This window comes from Acinetobacter sp. LipI_15 (assembly GCF_058242865.1).
Map to the genome: position 1 here is coordinate 15,535 of NZ_JBZAYN010000001.1, position 22,167 is coordinate 37,701.

Annotated in this window: 14 protein-coding genes, 2 tRNA genes and 3 rRNA genes; 13 read left to right on the forward strand and 6 right to left on the reverse strand. The window is 41.8% G+C overall.

All coding sequences use genetic code 11. The features are described from left to right. Positions 1 to 14: 14 nt before the first annotated feature. Positions 15 to 1,955 (reverse strand): molecular chaperone DnaK, encoded by a 1,941-nt coding sequence (gene dnaK / locus AC4CU0_RS00065; RefSeq protein ID WP_490743441.1) that lies wholly within the window; start codon positions 1,953 to 1,955, stop codon positions 15 to 17. 154 nt (positions 1,956 to 2,109) lie between these two features. Then, positions 2,110 to 2,649 (reverse strand): nucleotide exchange factor GrpE, encoded by a 540-nt coding sequence (gene grpE, locus AC4CU0_RS00070; protein ID WP_111885723.1) that lies wholly within the window; start codon positions 2,647 to 2,649, stop codon positions 2,110 to 2,112. Between the two features lie 939 nt (positions 2,650 to 3,588). Here grpE and AC4CU0_RS00075 point away from each other — a divergent pair. Beyond that, entirely contained in the window at positions 3,589 to 3,816 is a 228-nt protein-coding gene (locus tag AC4CU0_RS00075; RefSeq protein WP_228144800.1) for a hypothetical protein, read from the forward strand. Positions 3,817 to 3,997: 181 nt separating this feature from the next. On the opposite strand, the gene AC4CU0_RS00080 is transcribed toward AC4CU0_RS00075, so the two are convergent. Next, positions 3,998 to 4,567 (reverse strand): hypothetical protein, encoded by a 570-nt coding sequence (locus AC4CU0_RS00080; RefSeq protein WP_490743442.1) that lies wholly within the window; start codon positions 4,565 to 4,567, stop codon positions 3,998 to 4,000. 201 nt (positions 4,568 to 4,768) lie between these two features. On the opposite strand from AC4CU0_RS00080, the gene AC4CU0_RS00085 reads away from it, so the two are divergent. Further along, entirely contained in the window at positions 4,769 to 5,839 is a 1,071-nt protein-coding gene (locus tag AC4CU0_RS00085) for an alpha/beta hydrolase (protein WP_078194436.1), read from the forward strand. 63 nt (positions 5,840 to 5,902) lie between these two features. Here the strand turns inward: AC4CU0_RS00085 and AC4CU0_RS00090 are convergent, their stop codons facing one another. Then, a complete protein-coding gene (locus AC4CU0_RS00090) occupies positions 5,903 to 6,574 on the reverse strand; it encodes an acetoacetate decarboxylase family protein (RefSeq protein ID WP_490743443.1) in 672 nt (223 codons plus the stop codon). A gap of 101 nt (positions 6,575 to 6,675) precedes the next feature. Here AC4CU0_RS00090 and AC4CU0_RS00095 point away from each other — a divergent pair, with 101 nt between their 5' ends. The 11 genes from AC4CU0_RS00095 (at position 6,676) to AC4CU0_RS00145 (ending at position 19,565) form a co-directional block, all read left to right on the forward strand. Next, positions 6,676 to 7,245, forward strand: a complete 570-nt coding sequence (locus AC4CU0_RS00095; protein ID WP_168379531.1) for a peptidylprolyl isomerase — start codon at positions 6,676 to 6,678, stop codon at positions 7,243 to 7,245. Between the two features lie 429 nt (positions 7,246 to 7,674). Then, positions 7,675 to 9,213: ribosomal RNA gene (locus AC4CU0_RS00100) — 16S ribosomal RNA — on the forward strand. A gap of 61 nt (positions 9,214 to 9,274) precedes the next feature. Then, positions 9,275 to 9,351: transfer RNA gene (locus AC4CU0_RS00105), tRNA-Ile, on the forward strand. Between the two features lie 71 nt (positions 9,352 to 9,422). Continuing rightward, positions 9,423 to 9,498 (forward strand) — tRNA-Ala (locus AC4CU0_RS00110). Positions 9,499 to 9,955: 457 nt separating this feature from the next. Then, positions 9,956 to 12,849: ribosomal RNA gene (locus AC4CU0_RS00115) — 23S ribosomal RNA — on the forward strand. 190 nt (positions 12,850 to 13,039) lie between these two features. After that, positions 13,040 to 13,154: ribosomal RNA gene (gene rrf / locus AC4CU0_RS00120) — 5S ribosomal RNA — on the forward strand. The 16S, 23S and 5S rRNA genes sit together here with 2 tRNA genes alongside, the layout of an rRNA operon. A 622-nt stretch (positions 13,155 to 13,776) precedes the next feature. Next, positions 13,777 to 15,147 (forward strand): MFS transporter, encoded by a 1,371-nt coding sequence (locus AC4CU0_RS00125; RefSeq protein ID WP_180023011.1) that lies wholly within the window; start codon positions 13,777 to 13,779, stop codon positions 15,145 to 15,147. A 361-nt stretch (positions 15,148 to 15,508) separates the two neighbouring features. Further along, positions 15,509 to 16,954 (forward strand): aldehyde dehydrogenase family protein, encoded by a 1,446-nt coding sequence (locus AC4CU0_RS00130; RefSeq protein WP_490743632.1) that lies wholly within the window; start codon positions 15,509 to 15,511, stop codon positions 16,952 to 16,954. A 116-nt stretch (positions 16,955 to 17,070) separates the two neighbouring features. After that, on the forward strand, positions 17,071 to 17,601 hold the full coding sequence (locus AC4CU0_RS00135; RefSeq protein ID WP_490743634.1) for a DUF1287 domain-containing protein: 531 nt from the start codon (positions 17,071 to 17,073) through the stop codon (positions 17,599 to 17,601). A 367-nt stretch (positions 17,602 to 17,968) separates the two neighbouring features. Next, positions 17,969 to 19,453, forward strand: a complete 1,485-nt coding sequence (locus AC4CU0_RS00140; protein ID WP_490743631.1) for a sodium-dependent transporter — start codon at positions 17,969 to 17,971, stop codon at positions 19,451 to 19,453. A gap of 1 nt (position 19,454) precedes the next feature. After that, a complete protein-coding gene (locus AC4CU0_RS00145; RefSeq protein WP_180005359.1) occupies positions 19,455 to 19,565 on the forward strand; it encodes a methionine/alanine import family NSS transporter small subunit in 111 nt (36 codons plus the stop codon). A gap of 82 nt (positions 19,566 to 19,647) precedes the next feature. Here AC4CU0_RS00145 and rsmB read toward each other — a convergent pair whose 3' ends face one another. Beyond that, positions 19,648 to 20,955 carry a 16S rRNA (cytosine(967)-C(5))-methyltransferase RsmB gene (gene rsmB, locus AC4CU0_RS00150; protein ID WP_490743630.1) on the reverse strand — a complete coding sequence of 436 codons (1,308 nt, stop codon included), beginning with the start codon at positions 20,953 to 20,955 and terminating at the stop codon, positions 19,648 to 19,650. After that, entirely contained in the window at positions 20,955 to 21,914 is a 960-nt protein-coding gene (gene fmt, locus AC4CU0_RS00155; RefSeq protein WP_180005357.1) for a methionyl-tRNA formyltransferase, read from the reverse strand. Before fmt ends, rsmB begins: the two co-directional genes overlap by 1 nt. Positions 21,915 to 22,167: the final 253 nt, after the last annotated feature.

The following is a 22,167-nucleotide window of genomic DNA, read 5'->3' on the forward strand; positions in this document are numbered from 1 at the left end:
GTTAAAGCGACAAATTATTTTTTGTCATCTTTAACTTCAGTGAACTCAGCATCTACAACGCCGTCATCTGCTTTTTGAGCTTGACCTTCAGCGCCTTGGAAAGCGTTAGGATCAAAACCTTCAGCACCGCCTTGACCTTGTGCAGCTTCATACGCACGTTGAGTGATCGGCATAATGATGTTTTGAAGTGCTTCAGTTTTCGCTTTGATTTCTTCTACGTCATTTTCTTTCGTAGCCGCTTCAAGCTCAGCTGATGCAGTTTCAATTGCAGTTTTTTCATCTGCAGTTACTTGTTCGCCAAGATCTTTTACTGCTTTTTGAGCAGAAGAAACAAGTGCATCAGCTTCGTTACGTGCTTTCGCTAATTCTTCAAATTTACGGTCTTCTTCAGCATTCGCTTCAGCATCTTTGATCATCGCTTCAATTTCAGCATCGCTCAAACCTGAGTTTGCTTTAATTTGAATTGATTGCTCTTTACCAGTGCTCTTGTCTTTCGCAGATACTTTCAAGATACCATCAGCGTTGATGTCGAAAGATACTTCAATTTGTGGCACACCACGTGGAGCAGGTGGGATATCGCCTAATTGGAAGTTACCTAACAATTTGTTTTGCTGCGCCATTTTACGTTCACCTTGGAACACAGAAATATCTACAGCAGGTTGGTTGTCAGCAGCAGTTGAGAATACTTGAGATTTCTTCGCAGGAATCGTGGTGTTTTTCTCGATAATTGCTGTTAACACGCCACCCATGGTTTCAATACCAAGAGTCAATGGAGTTACGTCAAGAAGAAGTACGTCAGTTTTGTCACCTGAAAGTACCGCACCTTGAATCGCAGCACCCATTGCTACAGCTTCGTCAGGGTTCACGTCTTTACGTGGTTCACGACCGAAGAAGTCTTGTACTTTTTGTTGTACAAGTGGCATACGAGACTGACCGCCCACCAAGATTACGTCAGAGATGTCAGAAGTCGAAAGACCAGCATCTTTAAGCGCAATACGGCAAGGTTCGATTGTGCGTTCAACTAAGTCAGCAACTAAACCTTCAAGTTTTGCACGAGTCACGTTGATCACTAAGTGTTTAGGACCAGTCGCATCTGCAGTGATGTATGGAAGGTTGATTTCAGTTGCGTTAGAAGAAGAAAGCTCGATTTTCGCTTTTTCAGCAGCTTCTTTTAAACGTTGAAGCGCAAGAGGATCTTGTTTCAAGTTTACGCTTTGTTCTTTCTTGAATTCTTCAACAAGGAATTCAATTAACGCGTTATCGAAGTCTTCACCACCAAGGAATGTATCACCGTTTGTAGATAACACTTCGATTTGTTGGTCGCCATCAAGGTCAGCGATTTCAATGATTGATACGTCGAAAGTACCACCACCCAAGTCGTAAACCGCAACTTTACGGTCGCCTTCTTTTTTGTCCATACCGAACGCAAGTGCAGCAGCCGTTGGTTCGTTGATGATACGTTTAACATCTAAACCAGCAATTTTACCTGCATCTTTAGTCGCTTGACGTTGAGCATCGTTAAAGTACGCAGGAACAGTAATTACCGCTTCAGTTACTGTTTCACCAAGGTAGTCTTCAGCTGTTTTTTTCATCTTTTTCAAGATTTCAGCAGAGATTTGTTGTGGTGCAAGTTTCTTGTCGTTTACATCAACCCAAGCATCGCCATTGTCAGCTTTGATGATTTTGTAAGGTACAAGGCCGATATCTTTTTGCACAGCTTGGTCTTGGTACTTACGACCGATCAAACGTTTGATTGCAAATAATGTGTTTTTAGGGTTAGTCACTGCTTGACGCTTAGCAGATTGACCGACAAGGATCTCGCCGTCTTTATACGCAATAATAGATGGGGTTGTACGAGCGCCTTCAGCGTTGTCGATTACTTTTACTTTGTCGCCTTCAAGTACTGCTACGCAAGAGTTTGTAGTACCTAAGTCAATACCAATGATTTTCGCCATTTGGATGTTTCCTCTAAAATTCTTTTATTCCCAAACTCTTCCCTTTCTCAAAGGGAAATAAAAAGGGATTTACTTGTTATCCGATATGAGAGCCAATCAAAAATTTTCAAGTAATATTGGTTAAAATTTTTAATTCGTCTCAGAAAATTTGTCTTTATGCACCAACCATAACCATAGCAGGGCGTAATAGACGACCGTTTAAGCTATAGCCTTTTTGCAATACTGTCCCAATTTCATTCGATTTGGCATTTGGATCGATGCCCACAGCCTGATGAAGATCTGCATTGAAACCATTTGCAGTATCCACAGCAACCACACCAAATTTTTCTAAAGTGCTGAGCAATGATTTCAGTGTAAGTTCTACACCTTCAGATAAACCTGATTTTTCATCACCTGCCGCAGCAATCGCGCGTTCAAGGTTATCAACTGACTCAAGCAATTGTTTTGCAAATTTTTCCAGCACAGTATCTTTATGCTTTTCAGATTCGCGTTGAATGCGCTCTACACTTTTTTGCGCTTCATATACGGCATTTGCAGTACGTGCTTTTTCAAGTTTTAAGCTTTCTTCTAAATTGGTGATTTGTGCTTGTAAATCTTCAACTGAAACTTCAGCTTGCTCGTTTTCAGCTTGAGTTTGCTGTTCTGCTTGCTCTTGTTGAAGATCTTGAGCGTCTTGGTTTTGCTCAGTCGCCATTGATTTACTCCGTTTAAATGGGTTCTTAAACATGTTCAGTCCTTATAGCTGTGCGTTCAAACGACATCGATGCGTAACTGCCATGCGTTTTGAATTCATGATTAATAGAAGAAATCGGGGCAGGGGATAAAAATTCAAGCGAAGTCAGCGATTAAATGCAGTTTTTTATTCAAAAAAAATGGTTTTTCAGCCAAATATCGACTGCAAAATTAAATTCTATGAAAATATAAATTATTGATTTGAATGTATAATTATATTTTGATCGGATTTATAGATTTTCATCATAAATTTTAACGGTTTCTCTTTGTGCCTGAAAATTTGCATAATTTATCTATCGGAAGTGACCATATCCACTGGAGAGAGGGATATGGTGACTACCTCTAGATTTTAGAAACACTTTTCCATGCTGATTTCCCAAGAATCAGCATTTTTTTTTGCCTCAAAAAATAGTGGTTAATATTTATACATAAAAACTCTTAGTATCAGTTTTATTAAATATTTCACAAAAAATGATCAGCACAGTATTCTCTGTTTCAGATTCTATCGCTGTAGTTTCTTAATTTATTTCAAATGTGTTTTTCATGGCCTGCTTCTCTCATAAGCAGGCTTTTTTTTGCATGAAATTTATAAAAACAGCCACTTAAGTAACTGAGTTGCAAGTTTTGTTGAACTTTGTTGTATTCAAAAGCTGTGATCACGCTTTATTCAAAATCATTTATATTTATTTTTTTAATAAAAAACAAAGCACTTGAGTTAAATAAATAATGTAAAGCCTCAATATAAAAGAAAACCGCCTAATTAATAAAACATTTCATAAGCTGTACCGTGTCTCGTACAAAGTACAACTCAGAAGGTGGGAACTTCACAGAATTATTTTCCATTATGACTCGGGCAAAGTTGAGCTTTGCTTTTAATGATTCAATGAAGGAAATAATGAAGATGAAAAAAATTGGTTTATTCGCTGTCGCAGTTTTAGGTTTTGGTTTAGCTGCGGTGGGTTGTACTTCTCAAGAAACTGTAGAATCTCCGGAAACCGCACAAGTAACGTCTGCAACTGAAGCATCTGTAACAACAGAGCAATCGGGTGCTGTGGTTCAAGCAGATCCATCAGCTCAAGGTGCTGAAGTTCAATCTGCGCCTGCACCGCAACCTACAGTTCAGCAATAAGATTGTTTAATGCTCTCTGACCTGTAACAACAGGCAGTCAAGAATAGACAGAAGATAGGATGCCTCTTCTGTCTATTTTTTTTCTATTGCTTTTTTTTACCTTTTCTATTTTTAGTGAACGAAAAAAAAGCCCATCATGTAGGTGAGCTTTTTACTTTTAACCGATCTGCAAAAACAACAATTAACGGCGATTTTCCCACGCGCGACGACGTTCTTCAGCCGCTTTACGTTGTTGATCTGATGCCTTTCTTAAATCTTGAAAATTTTTTTTGCGCTCTTGCTCAATTTGTTTTCTACGATCTTGACTGACTTTACGGCGCTGTTCTTCTAAGCGCTGACGCTCTTTGCTGACTTTTTGACGATCTTGTTCAGCACGTTTACGACGTTCAGCTTCAGAGTATTTACGCTGTTGTTCTAGACGTTGACGTTCGAGTTCGTTTTTACGACGATCCCACTCTTGTTGATTTTTACGATTTTGTTCCCAGTTACGCTGGTCAAGTTGCTGCTTTCTACGTTCGAGCTCTAAACGATTACGTTGTTGTTGCTGACGTTCCCATGTACGGCGGTCTTGTTCATAACGACTGTCGTAACGGCGATCATAACGATTATCATAGCGTCGATCATTATGATCATAACGGCGGTCATAACGTTGATCATAACGTCCATCGTAGTAACCATCTTCAGGGAATGCTACGCAGCCTACAGCCAAAAAAGCAGTCGCAAAAGACAGAAGGATGATCTTTTTAGCCATGGTGAGTATCCTTTATCGAGAATGGGTTAGCATAATCAACCCATAAAACTTGGGTAAATTGTCAATGACAACTCTATAAAAGAAGATTAGCTTAACTAGGTCTGTACTATGTATGTCGATGTTGAGACTTATATGTGAATATGGTCACATTTGACCTAGATCATGTAGAAAGTATGAAGAGCATAATTCGAAGGATAGAGCATGTTTGCATTGAATGAATCACTTAAAAATATGAAAGATAAAGGCCAAGGTACGGCTGCTCGGTTACTTGATCGTCTTCCTAACTTTGCCAAAGAAAGCCTCGCAAAACGTCTCGATTATCCGTTTATTTTTCCAGAATTAGATCCGCTGGTGAAATGCATGATGGCGGCTCAACTCAAGCAAGGTAAGTCAGGCTTTGTGACTGAAGACTATGTGAAGTCTCGTAAATTATTTGATTTACAGATGGAGTCGATCAAGACCAAGCCGACCTTTGTGAAACAAGTGCAAGATATACGTCTACCTTTACAAAGTGCTACGCTGTTTGCGCGTCATTATCATCCTGCTCCAAATAAAAAATTACCGATGATCGTGTTCTATCACGGTGGTGGTTTTGTGGTGGGTGGTCTAGACACGCATGATGAAGTTTGTCGTTTATTGGCCGTGCATGCCAAAGCACAAGTTTTAAGTATTGATTATCCACTCACGCCAGAGGCCAGCCCAGCTCAATTAATGCAAAGTTGTGAAGATGCCTTGGCTTGGACTTATCAAAATAGTCGTCAGTTTAAAATTCTAAAAAATCGAATTGCGGTGGCAGGGGATAGTGCAGGCGGCAATATTGCTACCGCAGTTGCGCAGCGCAGTGCTCAGAAAGTTTTTGCCCCGCAAGCTCAGCTATTAATTTACCCAGTAGTGGATTTCAAGAGTCGCCACCCATCTTTCTATGCTTATAAAGATGGTCTAGTTTTGACTGAAAAAGATATTGATGTCGTAACTGCTTTATATGCGGAACAGCATGCAGTGGCCTTGGATGATCCATTAATTTCACCGACCTATGGAAAATTGGCAGGTATCGCACCTGCGTATATCGTGACGGCAGGGCATGATGTTTTACATGACGAAGGTGAAATTTATTCGCATAAACTCCGTCAGCAAGGGGTGAAAGTGTTTTATCAAGAATATACCGATCAAACCCATGGCTTTATTAACTTAACCCCGGTTTCGCACCGAGCTAAAAAATACGTGATTGAGATCAGTACGAAGTTCCGTAAATTTTGGGATAAACGTAGCTAATCATTCCTTTATATAAAGTAAACCCAGTGTTTCACGTGAAACACTGGGTTTTTATTTATTGGGTTATTTATCTTGGATTTTTGCAGCAGGAAAAACGAGGCTAAATTCTGGGACATAAAAGCTTTGCAATAATCGTGCTTCAGAAAAATTTGGAAAAATGTCCTGTGTGTTTTGCCATTCTACCTGTTTCAGTTTAGATAGCCGTCCGCGAAACTTCGGTGAAAATTGATAGCGCTTACCTTCCCACGCTTGTCTGATTTGCAACATCGCTGCAGGGATATGATGACTATTAATATAGAAAGAACGCTGTGAACGTGATTTTTTTAAACGGATCTGCATTTTGTGTTGTTCAACTTCTATAGTACAGACCACTTCATTGTCATGTTGTTGCCATTCAAACTTTGCCAACTCTTTAGGAATGCCCCAGAGTTTTTGACCATGAATGACAGAGATATCTGTCGAAACATAAATCTTAGGTATCGAACTTAACCTTTTCTTACTCCATAAAGGGTGATCTAAAATCAGCAATTCGTCATAAGGACCCACAGGCGAATCATGGTATCGGACCAATAACACCTGAACCACACGACCCAAAGCTGATGTCGCTAAACGGAACATTTGCGCTTGTTGGATAAAACTTGGAGAGATCCAATAATTCAAAATAAAAGCATCGCCACGCAGTTGCCAAGGCGGTAAATGTGTCAATGCAGTGTCCGACGGTATTATTTGCGTCATCATTGTTCTCGTTTTAATAATGGCAGAATAATTACTTTTTAATCATCAAAGACTAATATACAGTCAATAACAAGTACGAGATCAATCAGAAGAGTTAGCAAATGTTAAAACAGATTTTATTTACTGTAGCACTTGGATGTGTGAGCTTAAGCAGTTTTGCTGCCAATACTATTGTCGAAATGAAAACCTCTCAAGGCAATATTGAAATTGAACTATTCAATGACAAAGCTCCTATCTCAGCTAAAAACTTTGAAAGCTATGCAAAAGAAAAATTTTATAACGGTACGATCTTTCATCGCGTGATACCTGGATTTATGGTTCAGGGTGGGGGTATGGATGTCAAAATGCAGGAGAAGCCAACAAAAGCAGCGATTAAGAATGAATCTAGTAATGGCTTGAGCAATAAGCGCGGCACATTGGCAATGGCACGGATGAATCATCCCGATTCAGCAAGTAGTCAGTTCTTTATTAATGTTGCAGACAATGACTTCCTCAATAAAAGTGCAATGAATGCGGGATATGCTGTTTTTGGTAAGGTCACTAAAGGTATGGATATCGTCGATAAAATCGTAAAAGTTCCAACTGCGAACTATGGAATGCATCAGAATGTCCCTGTAAACCCAGTAGTTATACAGAGTGTGGTGATTAAAGCAGCACCTGTAAAAAACTAAGCGCACAAAATAGGAAAAATATTTTACATGATATTTGTAATAAATATCATGTATTTATGTGAGTAAAGTGTGTTTTTTGAACCATAATGGTGCATAAAAATAAAACACTCGTGTTCTTTGTGAGTGAAAAGCACTTGCACGTGTAAGAAATTGCCCTATAATGAGCACCATACCGACGAGATAGACGGAAACGAACGAAACGCGAAGCGTTGAGTTGTTAAGTTTATCGAAGTTCAGCTTCTAGCATTGACGAGATGTTAGAAAGATCATTAAGAGATTATGAAGAACAACTTGTGTGGATTTTTACTGATTGATCGATCGAAATTATTTTCATTGATTAATGGTAGAAATTACTCGAAGTTTATTTGAGCAAATTTTTGTCAGTAATTGATGAGCCAAGATTGGTACACTATATGTACTATTGATTTTAAACTGAAGAGTTTGATCATGGCTCAGATTGAACGCTGGCGGCAGGCTTAACACATGCAAGTCGAGCGGGAATAGGTAGCTTGCTACCGATTTCTAGCGGCGGACGGGTGAGTAATGCTTAGGAATCTGCCTATTAGTGGGGGACAACATTTCGAAAGGGATGCTAATACCGCATACGTCCTACGGGAGAAAGCAGGGGATCTTCGGACCTTGCGCTAATAGATGAGCCTAAGTCGGATTAGCTAGTTGGTGGGGTAAAGGCCTACCAAGGCGACGATCTGTAGCGGGTCTGAGAGGATGATCCGCCACACTGGGACTGAGACACGGCCCAGACTCCTACGGGAGGCAGCAGTGGGGAATATTGGACAATGGGGGGAACCCTGATCCAGCCATGCCGCGTGTGTGAAGAAGGCCTTTTGGTTGTAAAGCACTTTAAGCGAGGAGGAGGCTACTTTGGTTAATACCTAGAGATAGTGGACGTTACTCGCAGAATAAGCACCGGCTAACTCTGTGCCAGCAGCCGCGGTAATACAGAGGGTGCGAGCGTTAATCGGATTTACTGGGCGTAAAGCGTGCGTAGGCGGCTTTTTAAGTCGGATGTGAAATCCCCGAGCTTAACTTGGGAATTGCATTCGATACTGGGAAGCTAGAGTATGGGAGAGGATGGTAGAATTCCAGGTGTAGCGGTGAAATGCGTAGAGATCTGGAGGAATACCGATGGCGAAGGCAGCCATCTGGCCTAATACTGACGCTGAGGCACGAAAGCATGGGGAGCAAACAGGATTAGATACCCTGGTAGTCCATGCCGTAAACGATGTCTACTAGCCGTTGGGGCCTTTGAGGCTTTAGTGGCGCAGCTAACGCGATAAGTAGACCGCCTGGGGAGTACGGTCGCAAGACTAAAACTCAAATGAATTGACGGGGGCCCGCACAAGCGGTGGAGCATGTGGTTTAATTCGATGCAACGCGAAGAACCTTACCTGGTCTTGACATAGTAAGAACTTTCCAGAGATGGATTGGTGCCTTCGGGAACTTACATACAGGTGCTGCATGGCTGTCGTCAGCTCGTGTCGTGAGATGTTGGGTTAAGTCCCGCAACGAGCGCAACCCTTTTCCTTATTTGCCATCGGGTTAAGCCGGGAACTTTAAGGATACTGCCAGTGACAAACTGGAGGAAGGCGGGGACGACGTCAAGTCATCATGGCCCTTACGACCAGGGCTACACACGTGCTACAATGGTCGGTACAAAGGGTTGCTACTCCGCGAGGAGATGCTAATCTCAAAAAGCCGATCGTAGTCCGGATTGGAGTCTGCAACTCGACTCCATGAAGTCGGAATCGCTAGTAATCGCGGATCAGAATGCCGCGGTGAATACGTTCCCGGGCCTTGTACACACCGCCCGTCACACCATGGGAGTTTGTTGCACCAGAAGTAGGTAGTCTAACCGTAAGGAGGACGCTTACCACGGTGTGGCCGATGACTGGGGTGAAGTCGTAACAAGGTAGCCGTAGGGGAACCTGCGGCTGGATCACCTCCTTAACGAAAGATTGACGATTGGTAAGAATCCACAACAAGTTGTTCTTCATGACGATGTATCTGAGGGTCTGTAGCTCAGTTGGTTAGAGCACACGCTTGATAAGCGTGGGGTCACAAGTTCAAGTCTTGTCAGACCCACCACTACTGACGAAGTATTTGAATAAAATACGGAAGCAAACAGAGAATCAGAAACATTGACTTATTGATAAGCTGGGGACTTAGCTTAGTTGGTAGAGCGCCTGCTTTGCACGCAGGAGGTCAGGAGTTCGACTCTCCTAGTCTCCACCAAATTTCAAGATTATAAAAGCAACGCTTTTACTTGAAATTTAAGCAAGAAGCTACGCTTCGCGCAGTATGTGATCATGCAGTGTTGAAGTTGTTTAGTCCTTAAGCGATCAAGTGTTTAGGTTATAGAGCTTAGCAACAAAGTGGCGTATGATTCGCTTCATTGTTATTAAGCTCTGTGATTTATCACAGTTTCCTGACCTGACGAAGGCTGGAAAAATCATTAACAGAATATATTTGAGTTGAAATAATTTGTTCATACTCGTTTGATTTAACCTAACAAGCAATTGTGAAAGTTGAATGAAATGAGTTACTAGCGAAATTAACTGAATCAAGCGTTTTGGTATATGAATCTAATTGAAGCTGTACAGTGATTAAGTTCACGAGACTCTAACTGTGGCAATTAAGTTTGCGACGCGAAATACAACTTGTATGTATTAGCGACTGTTTGGGGTTGTATAGTCAAGTAATTAAGTGCATGTGGTGGATGCCTTGGCAGTCAGAGGCGATGAAAGACGTAATAGCCTGCGATAAGCTCCGGGGAGGCGGCAAATATCCTGTGATCCGGAGATTTCTGAATGGGGAAACCCACCCGCTATAAGGCGGGTATCATAAACTGAATACATAGGTTTATGAGGCGAACGAGGGGAAGTGAAACATCTCAGTACCCTTAGGAAAAGAAATCAATTGAGATTCCCTCAGTAGCGGCGAGCGAACGGGGAAAAGCCCATTAAGTTATCTAAGCTTTAGTGGAACGCTCTGGGAAGTGCGACCATAGTAGGTGATAGTCCTGTACGCGAAAGGGCTTAGATAATGATGTCGAGTAGGGCGAGGCACGTGAAACCTTGTCTGAATATGGGGGGACCATCCTCCAAGGCTAAATACTCCTGACTGACCGATAGTGAACCAGTACCGTGAGGGAAAGGCGAAAAGAACCCCTGTGAGGGGAGTGAAATAGATCCTGAAACCGCATGCATACAAGCAGTGGGAGCCAACTTGTTTGGTGACTGCGTACCTTTTGTATAATGGGTCAGCGACTTACATTCAGTAGCAAGGTTAACCGATTAGGGGAGCCGTAGAGAAATCGAGTCTTAATAGGGCGTTTAGTTGCTGGGTGTAGACCCGAAACCGGGTGATCTATCCATGAGCAGGTTGAAGGTTGGGTAACACTAACTGGAGGACCGAACCCACTGTCGTTGAAAAGCCAGGGGATGACTTGTGGATAGGGGTGAAAGGCTAATCAAACTCGGTGATAGCTGGTTCTCCCCGAAAGCTATTTAGGTAGCGCCTCGGACGAATACCATTGGGGGTAGAGCACTGTTTCGGCTAGGGGGTCATCCCGACTTACCAAACCGATGCAAACTCCGAATACCAATGAGTACTATCCGGGAGACAGACTGCGGGTGCTAACGTCCGTAGTCAAGAGGAAAACAATCCAGACCGCCAGCTAAGGCCCCAAAATTATAGTTAAGTGGGAAACGATGTGGGAAGGCATAGACAGCTAGGAGGTTGGCTTAGAAGCAGCCACCCTTTAAAGAAAGCGTAATAGCTCACTAGTCGAGTCGGCCTGCGCGGAAGATGTAACGGGGCTAAAACTATATGCCGAAGCTGCGGATTTACACATTAGTGTAAGTGGTAGGGGAGCGTTCTGTAAGCCGATGAAGGTGGATTGAGAAGTCTGCTGGAGGTATCAGAAGTGCGAATGCTGACGTGAGTAACGACAAAACGGGTGAAAAACCCGTTCGCTGAAAGACCAAGGGTTCCAGTCCAACGTTAATCGGGGCTGGGTGAGTCGACCCCTAAGGCGAGGCCGAGAGGCGTAGTCGATGGGAAATTGGTTAATATTCCAATACTTCAGTGTAATGCGATGAGAGGACGGAGAAGGTTAAGTCAGCCTGGCGTTGGTTGTCCAGGTGAAAGGAAGTAGGCATGTATCTTAGGCAAATCCGGGGTACTCTATGCTGAGATCTGACAGCAAGCTGTACTTGTACAGTGAAGTGGCTGATACCATACTTCCAGGAAAAGTCTCTAAGCTTCAGTTACACTGGAATCGTACCCGAAACCGACACAGGTGGTCAGGTCGAGTAGACCAAAGCGCTTGAGAGAACTCTGCTGAAGGAACTAGGCAAAATGGTACCGTAACTTCGGGAGAAGGTACGCTGCTTTTGGTGATGGAACTTGCTTCCTGAGCTGAGAGCAGCCACAGAAACCAGGCCCCTGCAACTGTTTATTAAAAACATAGCACTCTGCAAACACGAAAGTGGACGTATAGGGTGTGATGCCTGCCCGGTGCTGGAAGGTTAATTGATGGGGTTAGCGTAAGCGAAGCTCTTGATCGAAGCCCCAGTAAACGGCGGCCGTAACTATAACGGTCCTAAGGTAGCGAAATTCCTTGTCGGGTAAGTTCCGACCTGCACGAATGGCATAATGATGGGGGCGCTGTCTCCAGCAGAGGCTCAGTGAAATCGAAATCGCCGTGAAGATGCGGTGTACCCGCGGCTAGACGGAAAGACCCCGTGAACCTTTACTGCAGCTTGACATTGAACTTTGATCTTACTTGTGTAGGATAGGTGGGAGGCTTTGAAACCGAGACGCTAGTTTCGGTGGAGCCAATCTTGAAATACCACCCTGGTAATATTGAGGTTCTAACTCTGCTCCATGATCTGGAGCGAGGACCATGTCTGGTGGGTAGTTTGACTGGGGCGGTCTCCTCCTAAAGAGTAACGGAGGAGTACGAAGGTGCGCTCAGCGTGGTCGGAAATCACGCGTAGAGTATAAAGGCAAAAGCGCGCTTAACTGCGAGACCCACAAGTCGAGCAGGTACGAAAGTAGGTCTTAGTGATCCGGTGGTTCTGTATGGAAGGGCCATCGCTCAACGGATAAAAGGTACTCTGGGGATAACAGGCTGATACCGCCCAAGAGTTCATATCGACGGCGGTGTTTGGCACCTCGATGTCGGCTCATCTCATCCTGGGGCTGAAGCAGGTCCCAAGGGTATGGCTGTTCGCCATTTAAAGAGGTACGCGAGCTGGGTTTAGAACGTCGTGAGACAGTTCGGTCCCTATCTACCGTGGGCGCTGGAAATTTGAGAGGATCTGCTCCTAGTACGAGAGGACCAGAGTGGACGAACCTCTGGTGTACCGGTTGTGACGCCAGTCGCATCGCCGGGTAGCTATGTTCGGAAGGGATAACCGCTGAAAGCATCTAAGCGGGAAGCCTACCTCAAGATAAGATTTCCCTTGGACTTTATGTCCACTAAAGAGCCGTTGAAGACTACGACGTTGATAGGTTGGATGTGGAAGTGCGGTGACGCATGAAGCTGACCAATACTAATTGCTCGTGAGGCTTGACTATACAACACCCAAACAGTTGTTGTATAAAAGCTCAATTGATTCGATATTAAGCAAAATAACTTGATTTAGTTAACGCTTAAGAACAAAATACTGCAACTCAGATATGATCTGTTAATAACTCATTTGGTAGAAAACTTAGCACGAAGAGCACTGCTCTGAGATTAGACTAAGCAAGTATCCATAACAGTTGTGCTGGCGACAATAGCAAGAGTGAACCACCTGATCCCTTCCCGAACTCAGAAGTGAAACCTCTTAGCGCTGATGGTAGTGTGGGGTTACCCATGTGAGAGTAAGTCATCGCCAGCTCATTATTCGAAACACCCCCTGACTAGTGCAGGGGGTGTTTTTTTATGCTGGGAAGGAAAAGCGGGAAGAAGAAAAGCAGAAGCACAAAACAGGGAGATGATAAAAATATTGATAGATTGTGGCTTGAATTATCTAAACATGGATGATTATTAGACAATAAACGCATTTAAAAATCATTAATTGAGGGAATTCTCAGCTTAAAATGCCGTAAAACCTGAATGTAAGTAAGCTAAAACAACCGTTTAAATGCATAATTATCGACTTAAGTAATTCTTGATGACTTATTTAGAAATCTACGACTTAGATCGTAGAGCCACGATTTTTTTCTATAAAATTTGAGTTTTATTCTGACAATTTTCATATCAAATAATCTATCGTCTGATTGTGATTTAGCTTCTAATAACGCATTGATAATTAATAATTATAAAAACTAGACCCGCAGTCCATCGGTTTTTTATGTATAAATATTTCAAAAATATTGGGGTTTTTATGACATTTTATTCCCAAACAACATGGATATATCTGAAAGGTATGAGTTTATGCTTTTCAGGTTTTGGACAAAATACAGCCAGAAATTCATTGTTAGTTAAAATTTATGTCTCACAATTGGAGGTGAGAATTAATGAAAACAACAATGAATGTTAATACCGTAGTGGATCAGGGCAAATTTAAGTCCTTCCATGTCAACATTATCTTGTGGTGCTTGTTTATTGTCTTATTTGATGGTTACGATTTAGCAATTAATGGCGTTGTTTTACCGCTATTGATGCAAGAGTGGGGGATGAGCGCAGTACAAGCAGGTATGCTCGCAAGTACAGCTTTAGCAGGCATGATGTTTGGCGCTATGGGTTTTGGTATGTTGGCCGATAGAATTGGCCGTAAAAAAGTTATTTTAATTTGTGTTTCATTATTTAGTTTTTTTACTTTCCTCGGTGGCTTTTCATCAAATCCAACTGAATTTGCAGTACTTCGGTTTATTGCTGGTTTGGGAATTGGTGGTGTATTACCTAATTTAGTTGCTTTAACTTCGGAATATGCTCCACAGCGTTTACGCAGTACTTTAGTGACCACAATGTTTAGTGGTTATGCTGTTGGTGGAATCATGGCTGCATTATGTGGTAAATGGTTTACAGCTGATTTCGGCTGGCAAATTATGTTCTTTATTGCAGGTATTCCTTTGCTTTTTATACCTCTATTTTGGAAATTTTTACCAGAATCACTTACTTTCTTAGTGAAGGCTAATAAGCAAGATCAGGCACGTTATTTTTTAAAAAAAGTTGATCCAGATGCTCAAGTATCGCCCGATACACAGTTGGTTTTATCATCTAATGATCAAACTCAAAGTGCATCAGTCAAAGCATTATTTACAGAAAATCGTGCTATAGGAACCTTTTTATTCTGGATAGCTTTCTTTATGTGTCTATTAATGCTTTATGCATTAGGCAGTTGGTTACCAAAACTGATGATGGCTGCTGGTTATTCTTTAGGTAGTAGCTTAATGTTCTTAATGGCTCTTAATATTGGTGCTGTCATTGGAACCATTAGTGGAGGCGTTCTAGCCGACCGCTTTAACTTTAAATCGGTACTTATTGGTATGTTGATTGTGGGGGTATTATCGCTTGTTGGTTTAGGCTTTAACTCTCCGCAACCTGTGATTTATTTACTGGTAAGTCTAGCAGGCGCATCATCAATCGGCTGTAGTATTCTACTTTATAGTTTTGTGGCACAGTATTATCCGGTCGCAGTTCGCTCAACGGGTATTGGCTGGGCATCTGCAATTGGTCGTACAGGTGCAATTGTTGGTCCAATCTTAATTGGTTATTTATTAGGTTTAGAACTTCCACATAAATGGAATTTTATTGCAGTGGCTATTCCAGGGGTTATTGGTGCAATTGCAATATTCTTTATTCGCAAAGCGCAAACAGATGAAGAGGTTGCCGCTTTAGAAAATGTGAATAAGGCTACTGTGAAAACACAGCGTTCGTATAGCTAAAACATAGATTTAAAAAGCCCGTCATTTGATGGGCTTTTTTTATGTTGTACTCATATTTTTTTTGATTAATTTAACTTTGAAAAATTTATTAATGATTTGATAAATAATGTAATTAAATATTTTAAACAGCTTTTCTAATTTAATTTCATCGTTATATAGAGACTCGATCATACGGTTTTCAGTGCAAGCAGAGATCTGAAAATAGGGGATGATATTAAGGGCATTTAGGCAACCAAGTTTAAGGCTTGTGGTTCATTTTGTTACTTAAATATAGTGAACTCTGTGCTCAGTCAGCGCATGATAGAGGGCATAGATTTATTCACATTTATCAATAATATCTCAAGATCATGGAAATATCGTCATGTCCAAAGCCGTACAAGATATAAAAGATTATCCGCTCTATGTTGCAGGTAAAGCAGCGACTACCGATCAGTGGTTAGAAGTGAATCATAAATATACCCAAGACGTATATGCACGCGTTGCACTCGCAGATGCTGCAACCATTGAAAAAGCTATTGATTCGGCGGTTAAATCTAGCGCTGCAATGGCGGCATTGGAACCTTTTCAAAAACAAAAAATCTTACTGCACTGTGTTAAACGTTTTAATGAAATGCGTGCAGAATTGACTGAAATTTTAATTGCGGAAGGTGGAAAACCGCGTAAAGCCGCAGCTGCTGAAGTTGAACGTTTAATTAATACCTTTCAAATTGCTGCCGATGCTGTCACACAGATGGATGATGGTCGCATGATCCCATTGGCGGTTACCGCAGCGGCATCTGGCTATCAAGGCATGGTCAAACATGTGCCAATTGGTCCTGTATCGTTGATCAGCCCGTTTAATTTTCCGATCAATCTGACTGCGCATAAAATTGCACCTGCCATTGCTGCAGGCTGTCCATTTGTGTTGAAGCCTGCAAGTTTGACCCCAATTTCAGCTTTAAAAATTGCGGAAGTTTTAGCAGAAACGGATTTACCTAAAGGTGCCTTTTCGGTTCTACCTTGTCCACGCGAACATGCAGACGTCTTGGTCACTGACGACCGATTTAAACTGCTCAGCTTTACCGGTTCCGATGTAGTCGGTTGGGATATGAAAGCGCGTGCGGGACGTAAAAAAGTGACTTTGGAGCTTGGAGGTAATGCTGCTGTATTGGTTGAGCCTGATACTGAAATTTCAGCGGCATTTATTGAACGCTTAGTCGGTGGGGCGTATAACCATGCAGGGCAGGTGTGTATTAGTGTTCAACGCATCTTGGTGCACGCCGATATCTATGCCGATGTGAAGAAAAAACTCGTGGCGAGAATGAAGCAGCTTAAAGCGGCTGATCCACAGTTGGAAAGTACCATGGTCGGTCCAATGATTAAGGAAGTGGAAGCAACACGCGTACATAAATGGGTCGATAAAGCAGTAAAAAAAGGTGCCAAAGCATTGGTTCGTGGTGAACATCAGGGGGCTTTGCTCGATCCAATTTTATTAGAAAATGTCGATGAATCGCTAGAAGTGTATAAAGATGAAATCTTTGGCCCTGTAGCGATTTTAGAGAAATACAAAAACTTTGAAAAAGGTATCGCCAAAATTAATAGCAGCCGTTTTGGTTTACAGGCGGGTGTCTATACGCAAAATTTGAATAAAATGTTGTATGCGTGGAATCACTTAGAGGTCGGTGGAGTGATTATTAATGACATTCCATCTTTCCGTGTTGATAACATGCCATATGGTGGCGTAAAAGATTCTGGCTTAGGCCGTGAAGGAATTCAGTCTGCCATTCGATATATGCAAGAAGAACGCGTATTGGCGATAAAACTGTAGCAGTTTAAACTTGGGCTTGGTTCAGTATGGATCTGTTCGAAGCCCATTTTTTGAATCATTTCAAAAACTAAAGTGCATAAGAAAAAATGAAACGAATTTTATTATTGGTCAGTTTGATGACCGTGAATATGGCTGTCTTTGCCTTTAACGCCACTCAAATGGTGACCGATGCACGCAGTCAAATTGGGAAGACCTTATATTATGATCCTGCATATACTGCACTGCGTTATCCGATGGGAGATGTTCCCTTAATCAAGGGTGTTTGTACCGATGTGATAATTCGTGCATTACGACAGCAAGGGATTGATTTACAACAAGCTATTCATGAAGATATGAAAGCCAATTTTAAGCAGTATCCACAAAAATGGGGCTTAAAAAGTACTGATAAAAATATTGATCATCGGCGTGTTCCCAATATTCAAACCTGGATGCAACGTCAGGGCTATGTAGTCAAAGATAAGCAGTATTTGGCAGGTGATATTGTCACTTGGGACTTAGGGCGTGGTTTAGTGCATATCGGTGTGGTTTCAGATCGTAAAATGAAAGGTAGCGGGGTTCCGCTGATCATCCATAATATAGGAGAGGGCACACAGGAAGAAGATCTTTTGCATGCCTATCAAATTACCGGACATTATCGAGTGAAATAACTTTAAAAATTTAATTGGAAATAAAATATTCCTAAAAGTTATATTATTGATAACTTAAATTGTATGAAAAATAAGCTGATTAAATGAACATTTAAGCCTAAACACATTATAAAAATGGAATATTTGCCGTAGAAATTACAGAAAAACTTAAAAAAAGTGAGTATTGTTAATTCATACAAAGGGAAAGTTATTTGTGGTGTTTTTAACCAAAATGCGCATGTGATTTTTCTGTTTGCAATTTGGTATAGACGCTCACAAGGTATCTCACCAGATCAAACACCCAGAATTTTATTTTTATGGTTCTTTTTTTGCTCGCGATATAACCATAACAAGCAGCAGTTAAAGATGCCTGAGGTTTAGGTGTTCTATGTCAGATAATCGTGAAAACTGGTCGGCACGATCAGGATTTATCATTGCCGCTATTGGTTCCGCTGTAGGTTTGGGAAATATTTGGCGTTTCCCTTACGTGGCGTATGAAAATGGTGGCGGTGCATTTTTAATTCCCTATTTAATTGCAATTTTTGCAGCGGGTTTGCCTTTATTGTTCTTAGATTATGCAGTGGGGCATAAATTCCGAAAAGCACCGCCTACTGCATATAAAAAACTTATGAACAGTGAGGCATTAGGCTGGTGGCAAGTGATGGTGACACTCATCATCGGGATCTACTATGCCAGCGTATTGTCATGGGCCGGCAGTTATATTTTCTACTCAATTGGTCAAAAATGGGGTGAAGATACGCAAGGCTTCTTCTTTAATACCTACTTGCAAAATGCCGATGGAATTGCCTTTGGTTTTGTACCGACCTTATTCTTTGGATTGGTGATTGTTTGGGCGATTACCATGTTCATTTTATATGGTGGTGTGAAGAAGGGTGTAGAGCTTTCGAATAAAATCTTTATTCCATTGTTGGTGATTTTGTTCTCGATTTTAGTGATTCAAGCAGTGCGTTTACCTGGGGCTACAGAAGGTTTAAATGCATTCTTTACACCAAATTGGGATGCAATGACTGACTATAAAGTATGGTTAGCAGCCTTTGGTCATATCTTCTTCTCCTTATCGATTGGTTTCGGGATCATGTTGACCTATGCGTCTTACTTAAAAGCAAAAACCAACTTGACCGGTTCAGGTGTAGTCGTTGCATTAGCCAACTCATCATTTGAAATTTTAGCGGGTATTGGTATTTTTGCGGCATTGGGCTTTATGGCGCATAGTGCGGGCGTACCTGTAAATGAAGTGGTTTCAGGCGGTATTGGTCTTGCGTTTATTGCCTTCCCGAAAATCATTTCGAGTATGGGGGCAGGCGGTGATTTGTTTGGCTTCTTGTTCTTTGCTTCGTTGGTGGTTGCAGGGATTACCTCTATGGTGAGTATCTTGCAAGTGCCAATTGCAGCGTTTCAAGACAAATTGGGTTGGTCAAAAAATAAAGCTGTAACGATTGTTGCGGGCGGTTCAGCAATCGTATCTACACTTTTATTCTCTACACAAAGTGCCATTACTTTTGTTGATATCATTGACTACTTTGCCAATAACATTGGGATCGTGGGTGGTGGTTTACTCTCTATTATTTTGGTGTCGTGGTTCCATCGTCCATTGATGAAACAATTACAAGAGCATGCAAATCAATACTCAAGTATCAAGTTGGGTCAAGGTTGGAATTTCTTATTGACCGTGATCACCCCAATTTCATTATTGGTTGCACTTGTATTGACGATTAAGGCTGTCGCAACTGAAGGTTATGGCGGTTATCCTGCAACGACACTTTGGTTGGTGGGTGGTTCGGTATTGGCCTTCTTTGTATTGGGTTCTGTTCTATTAAGCTTGTGTAAAGACAAAGGTCCAGAGGAGAATTAATATGAATACATCTGCAATGATCATGATGATTTTATCAATTGTTTTGCTATGGGGTGGTTTACTTTTAGCGACGATTCATTTGGTGAAAAATCCTGACGAAGCTGAAGATTAAATTTAGAATGACGAAAAAAATGCCCGATGAAATCATCGGGCATTTTTTATGATTGTTTACATCTAAAAAGGTGTTTATTGATTTAGGCCGTTTTTACTATACGGCAATAATAGAAGCCATCGCCATAACCCACTTTCGGGAAAAGTTGACGACCATGGATTTGTTCAACTCCCCAATCTGCTTCAATTTTAATTTCTTGGGCATCGGCATGATTGGCAAAGAACTCAACCATTTGCTGTTCATTTTCAGCTTTTAAAATCGAGCAAGTGATGTAAAGCAGCGTACCGCCAACTTTAAGTTGCTTCCACATGTTTTCCAAAATTTGCTTTTGTAATACTACTGTTTTCGCAATGTCGCCCGATTGACGTAGTAAACGAATGTCAGGATGACGACGCATTACACCGACAGCAGTACATGGCGCATCGAGCACGATACAATCAGCAAGCTCAGGAACAGTGTAAGTGATGGCATCGGCAGTTTGGATTTCGACATGTTTACCATCGAGAACCAAACGATCAAGGTTTTCAACTACACGTTTCAGGCGCTTTTCATCTTGGTCGAGTGCGATGAGTTTCTTCGGTTGGAAGGTCTCTAAAATGTGTGCAGTTTTACCACCGGGCGCAGCACAAGCATCAATCACAAATTTACCATCGAGATTTGGTAAGAGTGTTGCACACAGCTGAGCATGTTCATCCTGTACCGAAAAACCACCTGCTTCAAAGCCCGGCAAACTTGGAATATGTAGACTTTCATCCATCACAATACCGACATTAGAGAGTTCACAACGATGTGCATCGATGCCTTCATCTTCCAGAATATCAAGGTATTCATCACGGCTCACTTGGCGTGTATTGATACGTAAAGTCAGTGGCGCAATTTGTTTAAGCTCATAGCTGAGCTCGTCAAATTGTTCACCCCAGTCTTTTTTCAAACGTTTAGATAACCAACTTGGTAAATTGGTTGCTTGTTCAAGTACGTCGTAGAACTGTTCTGTTTCACGTGTTGCACGGCGCAAAATTGCGTTGATGAGGCCACTTAGACTTCCCATACCCAATTGTTTTGCAGCTTCCACCGTTTCAGAAATTGCAGCGTGAGCCGCGACACGGGTACACAACAATTGATACAAACCAAGGTATAAACAGGTTTCAACCACTTGGTTATCTACAGGTTTAGACAGTAATGGTAAAGTCAGTTGTTTCAATGCGTACCATTGACGTAAACAACCAAGCACCAATTCATGGAATAACGCACGGTCTTTATCTGACACGATATTCATTTGCTGCGCGAGTACCGATTGCAGCGATTGACCATTTTGGACAGCCAATAACGTCTTCACTACCTGAGCACGTAAATTAAGGTCTCGGGTCGAGGCGTTGGGAGATTGCTTCATTATAAAATTTGTCCAATAGTCAATTTTTGGGTTTGTAAAATTTGTACAGGGTTGAGTGGTTTAGCACCCGGCCATTGCAAAGAAGTCAAAATAATCACGCTGCCATTGGCACAGGCAACGTGTATGCCTTTTTTATCGATGGCAATGATTTCACCTGCTTGAGCATTCGGTGCAGACGCAGCAGAAAGTTCAGAATGCCAAACGCGTAAATTGTTTTGTTCATCTAACTGAATAAATGCTACCGGCCACGGATTAAAGGCACGGATGTTGCGATCGATTTGTACGGCATCGATGGACCAATCAATTTTTGCTTCAGCTTTTGATAGCTTATGTGCATAAACTGTTAATGCTTCGTCTTGAACTTCACGGCTGTCTAAATATTGCTGCAATGTTTGTTCAGTGTCTAAAACGGCAGCAATTGCAGTTGCACCTTGCTCTGCAAGTTTGTCATGCAAAGTTGCAGAGGTATCCGTTGCTTCAATCGGGCAGATGGTTTTATACATCATGTCGCCAGTATCTAGTCCGGCTGCCATTTTCATAATGGTGACACCTGTTTCAATATCACCTGTTGCGATGGCACGTTGAATCGGTGCTGCACCGCGCCAACGTGGCAGCAATGAACCATGAATATTCAGGCAACCATATTTCGGGGTATCTAGCACGACTTGCGGCAAGATCAAACCATAGGCTGCAACCACCATAACATCGGCATTTAAGGCCTTTAATTCCGCTTGTGCGGCTAAACCTTCTTCAGTCGATGATTTGAAATGAAGGGGTTGGTAAACAGGAAGATGGTGCTCTAAAGCCAATTGCTTTACGGCAGAAGCTGTGAGTTTTTGTCCACGTCCAGCTTTGCGGTCAGGTTGAGTGTATACCGCAACAATTTCATGTTGTGTGTTGAGCAATGCAGCTAGTGCTGTTGCGGCAAATTCTGGCGTACCGGCAAAGATGATTTTCAAAATGAATGAACCGAATCTGTGTTGAATATGTGGATTATAGCAAATGATTAATGCGTAATTTAGAACATTAGAAATTGATTTTTGCAACTTTGAAGCTGTCCAAGCTCAATGATTTCATAACCCAAAATCGCAAATTTGCAATTTTTAAATAAATTATATTTATATAAAATTTAAAAATTATTCATGAAAGTTTTGTATTGTGCAGCCATTGATGGCGGTATAGTAGATTTCAGTTAAAAGATTTTTGTCGTCA

Bases quoted from the DNA above. Each gene is read 5' to 3' on its own strand.
- dnaK (WP_490743441.1), bottom strand. From the start codon at position 1,955: ATGGCGAAAATCATTGGTATTGACTTAGGTACTACAAACTCTTGCGTA.
- grpE (WP_111885723.1), bottom strand. From the start codon at position 2,649: ATGGCGACTGAGCAAAACCAAGACGCTCAAGATCTTCAACAAGAGCAA.
- AC4CU0_RS00075 (WP_228144800.1), top strand. From the start codon at position 3,589: ATGAAAAAAATTGGTTTATTCGCTGTCGCAGTTTTAGGTTTTGGTTTA.
- AC4CU0_RS00080 (WP_490743442.1), bottom strand. From the start codon at position 4,567: ATGGCTAAAAAGATCATCCTTCTGTCTTTTGCGACTGCTTTTTTGGCT.
- AC4CU0_RS00085 (WP_078194436.1), top strand. From the start codon at position 4,769: ATGTTTGCATTGAATGAATCACTTAAAAATATGAAAGATAAAGGCCAA.
- AC4CU0_RS00090 (WP_490743443.1), bottom strand. From the start codon at position 6,574: ATGACGCAAATAATACCGTCGGACACTGCATTGACACATTTACCGCCT.
- AC4CU0_RS00095 (WP_168379531.1), top strand. From the start codon at position 6,676: ATGTTAAAACAGATTTTATTTACTGTAGCACTTGGATGTGTGAGCTTA.
- AC4CU0_RS00125 (WP_180023011.1), top strand. From the start codon at position 13,777: ATGAAAACAACAATGAATGTTAATACCGTAGTGGATCAGGGCAAATTT.
- AC4CU0_RS00130 (WP_490743632.1), top strand. From the start codon at position 15,509: ATGTCCAAAGCCGTACAAGATATAAAAGATTATCCGCTCTATGTTGCA.
- AC4CU0_RS00135 (WP_490743634.1), top strand. From the start codon at position 17,071: ATGACCGTGAATATGGCTGTCTTTGCCTTTAACGCCACTCAAATGGTG.
- AC4CU0_RS00140 (WP_490743631.1), top strand. From the start codon at position 17,969: ATGTCAGATAATCGTGAAAACTGGTCGGCACGATCAGGATTTATCATT.
- AC4CU0_RS00145 (WP_180005359.1), top strand. From the start codon at position 19,455: ATGAATACATCTGCAATGATCATGATGATTTTATCAATTGTTTTGCTA.
- rsmB (WP_490743630.1), bottom strand. From the start codon at position 20,955: ATGAAGCAATCTCCCAACGCCTCGACCCGAGACCTTAATTTACGTGCT.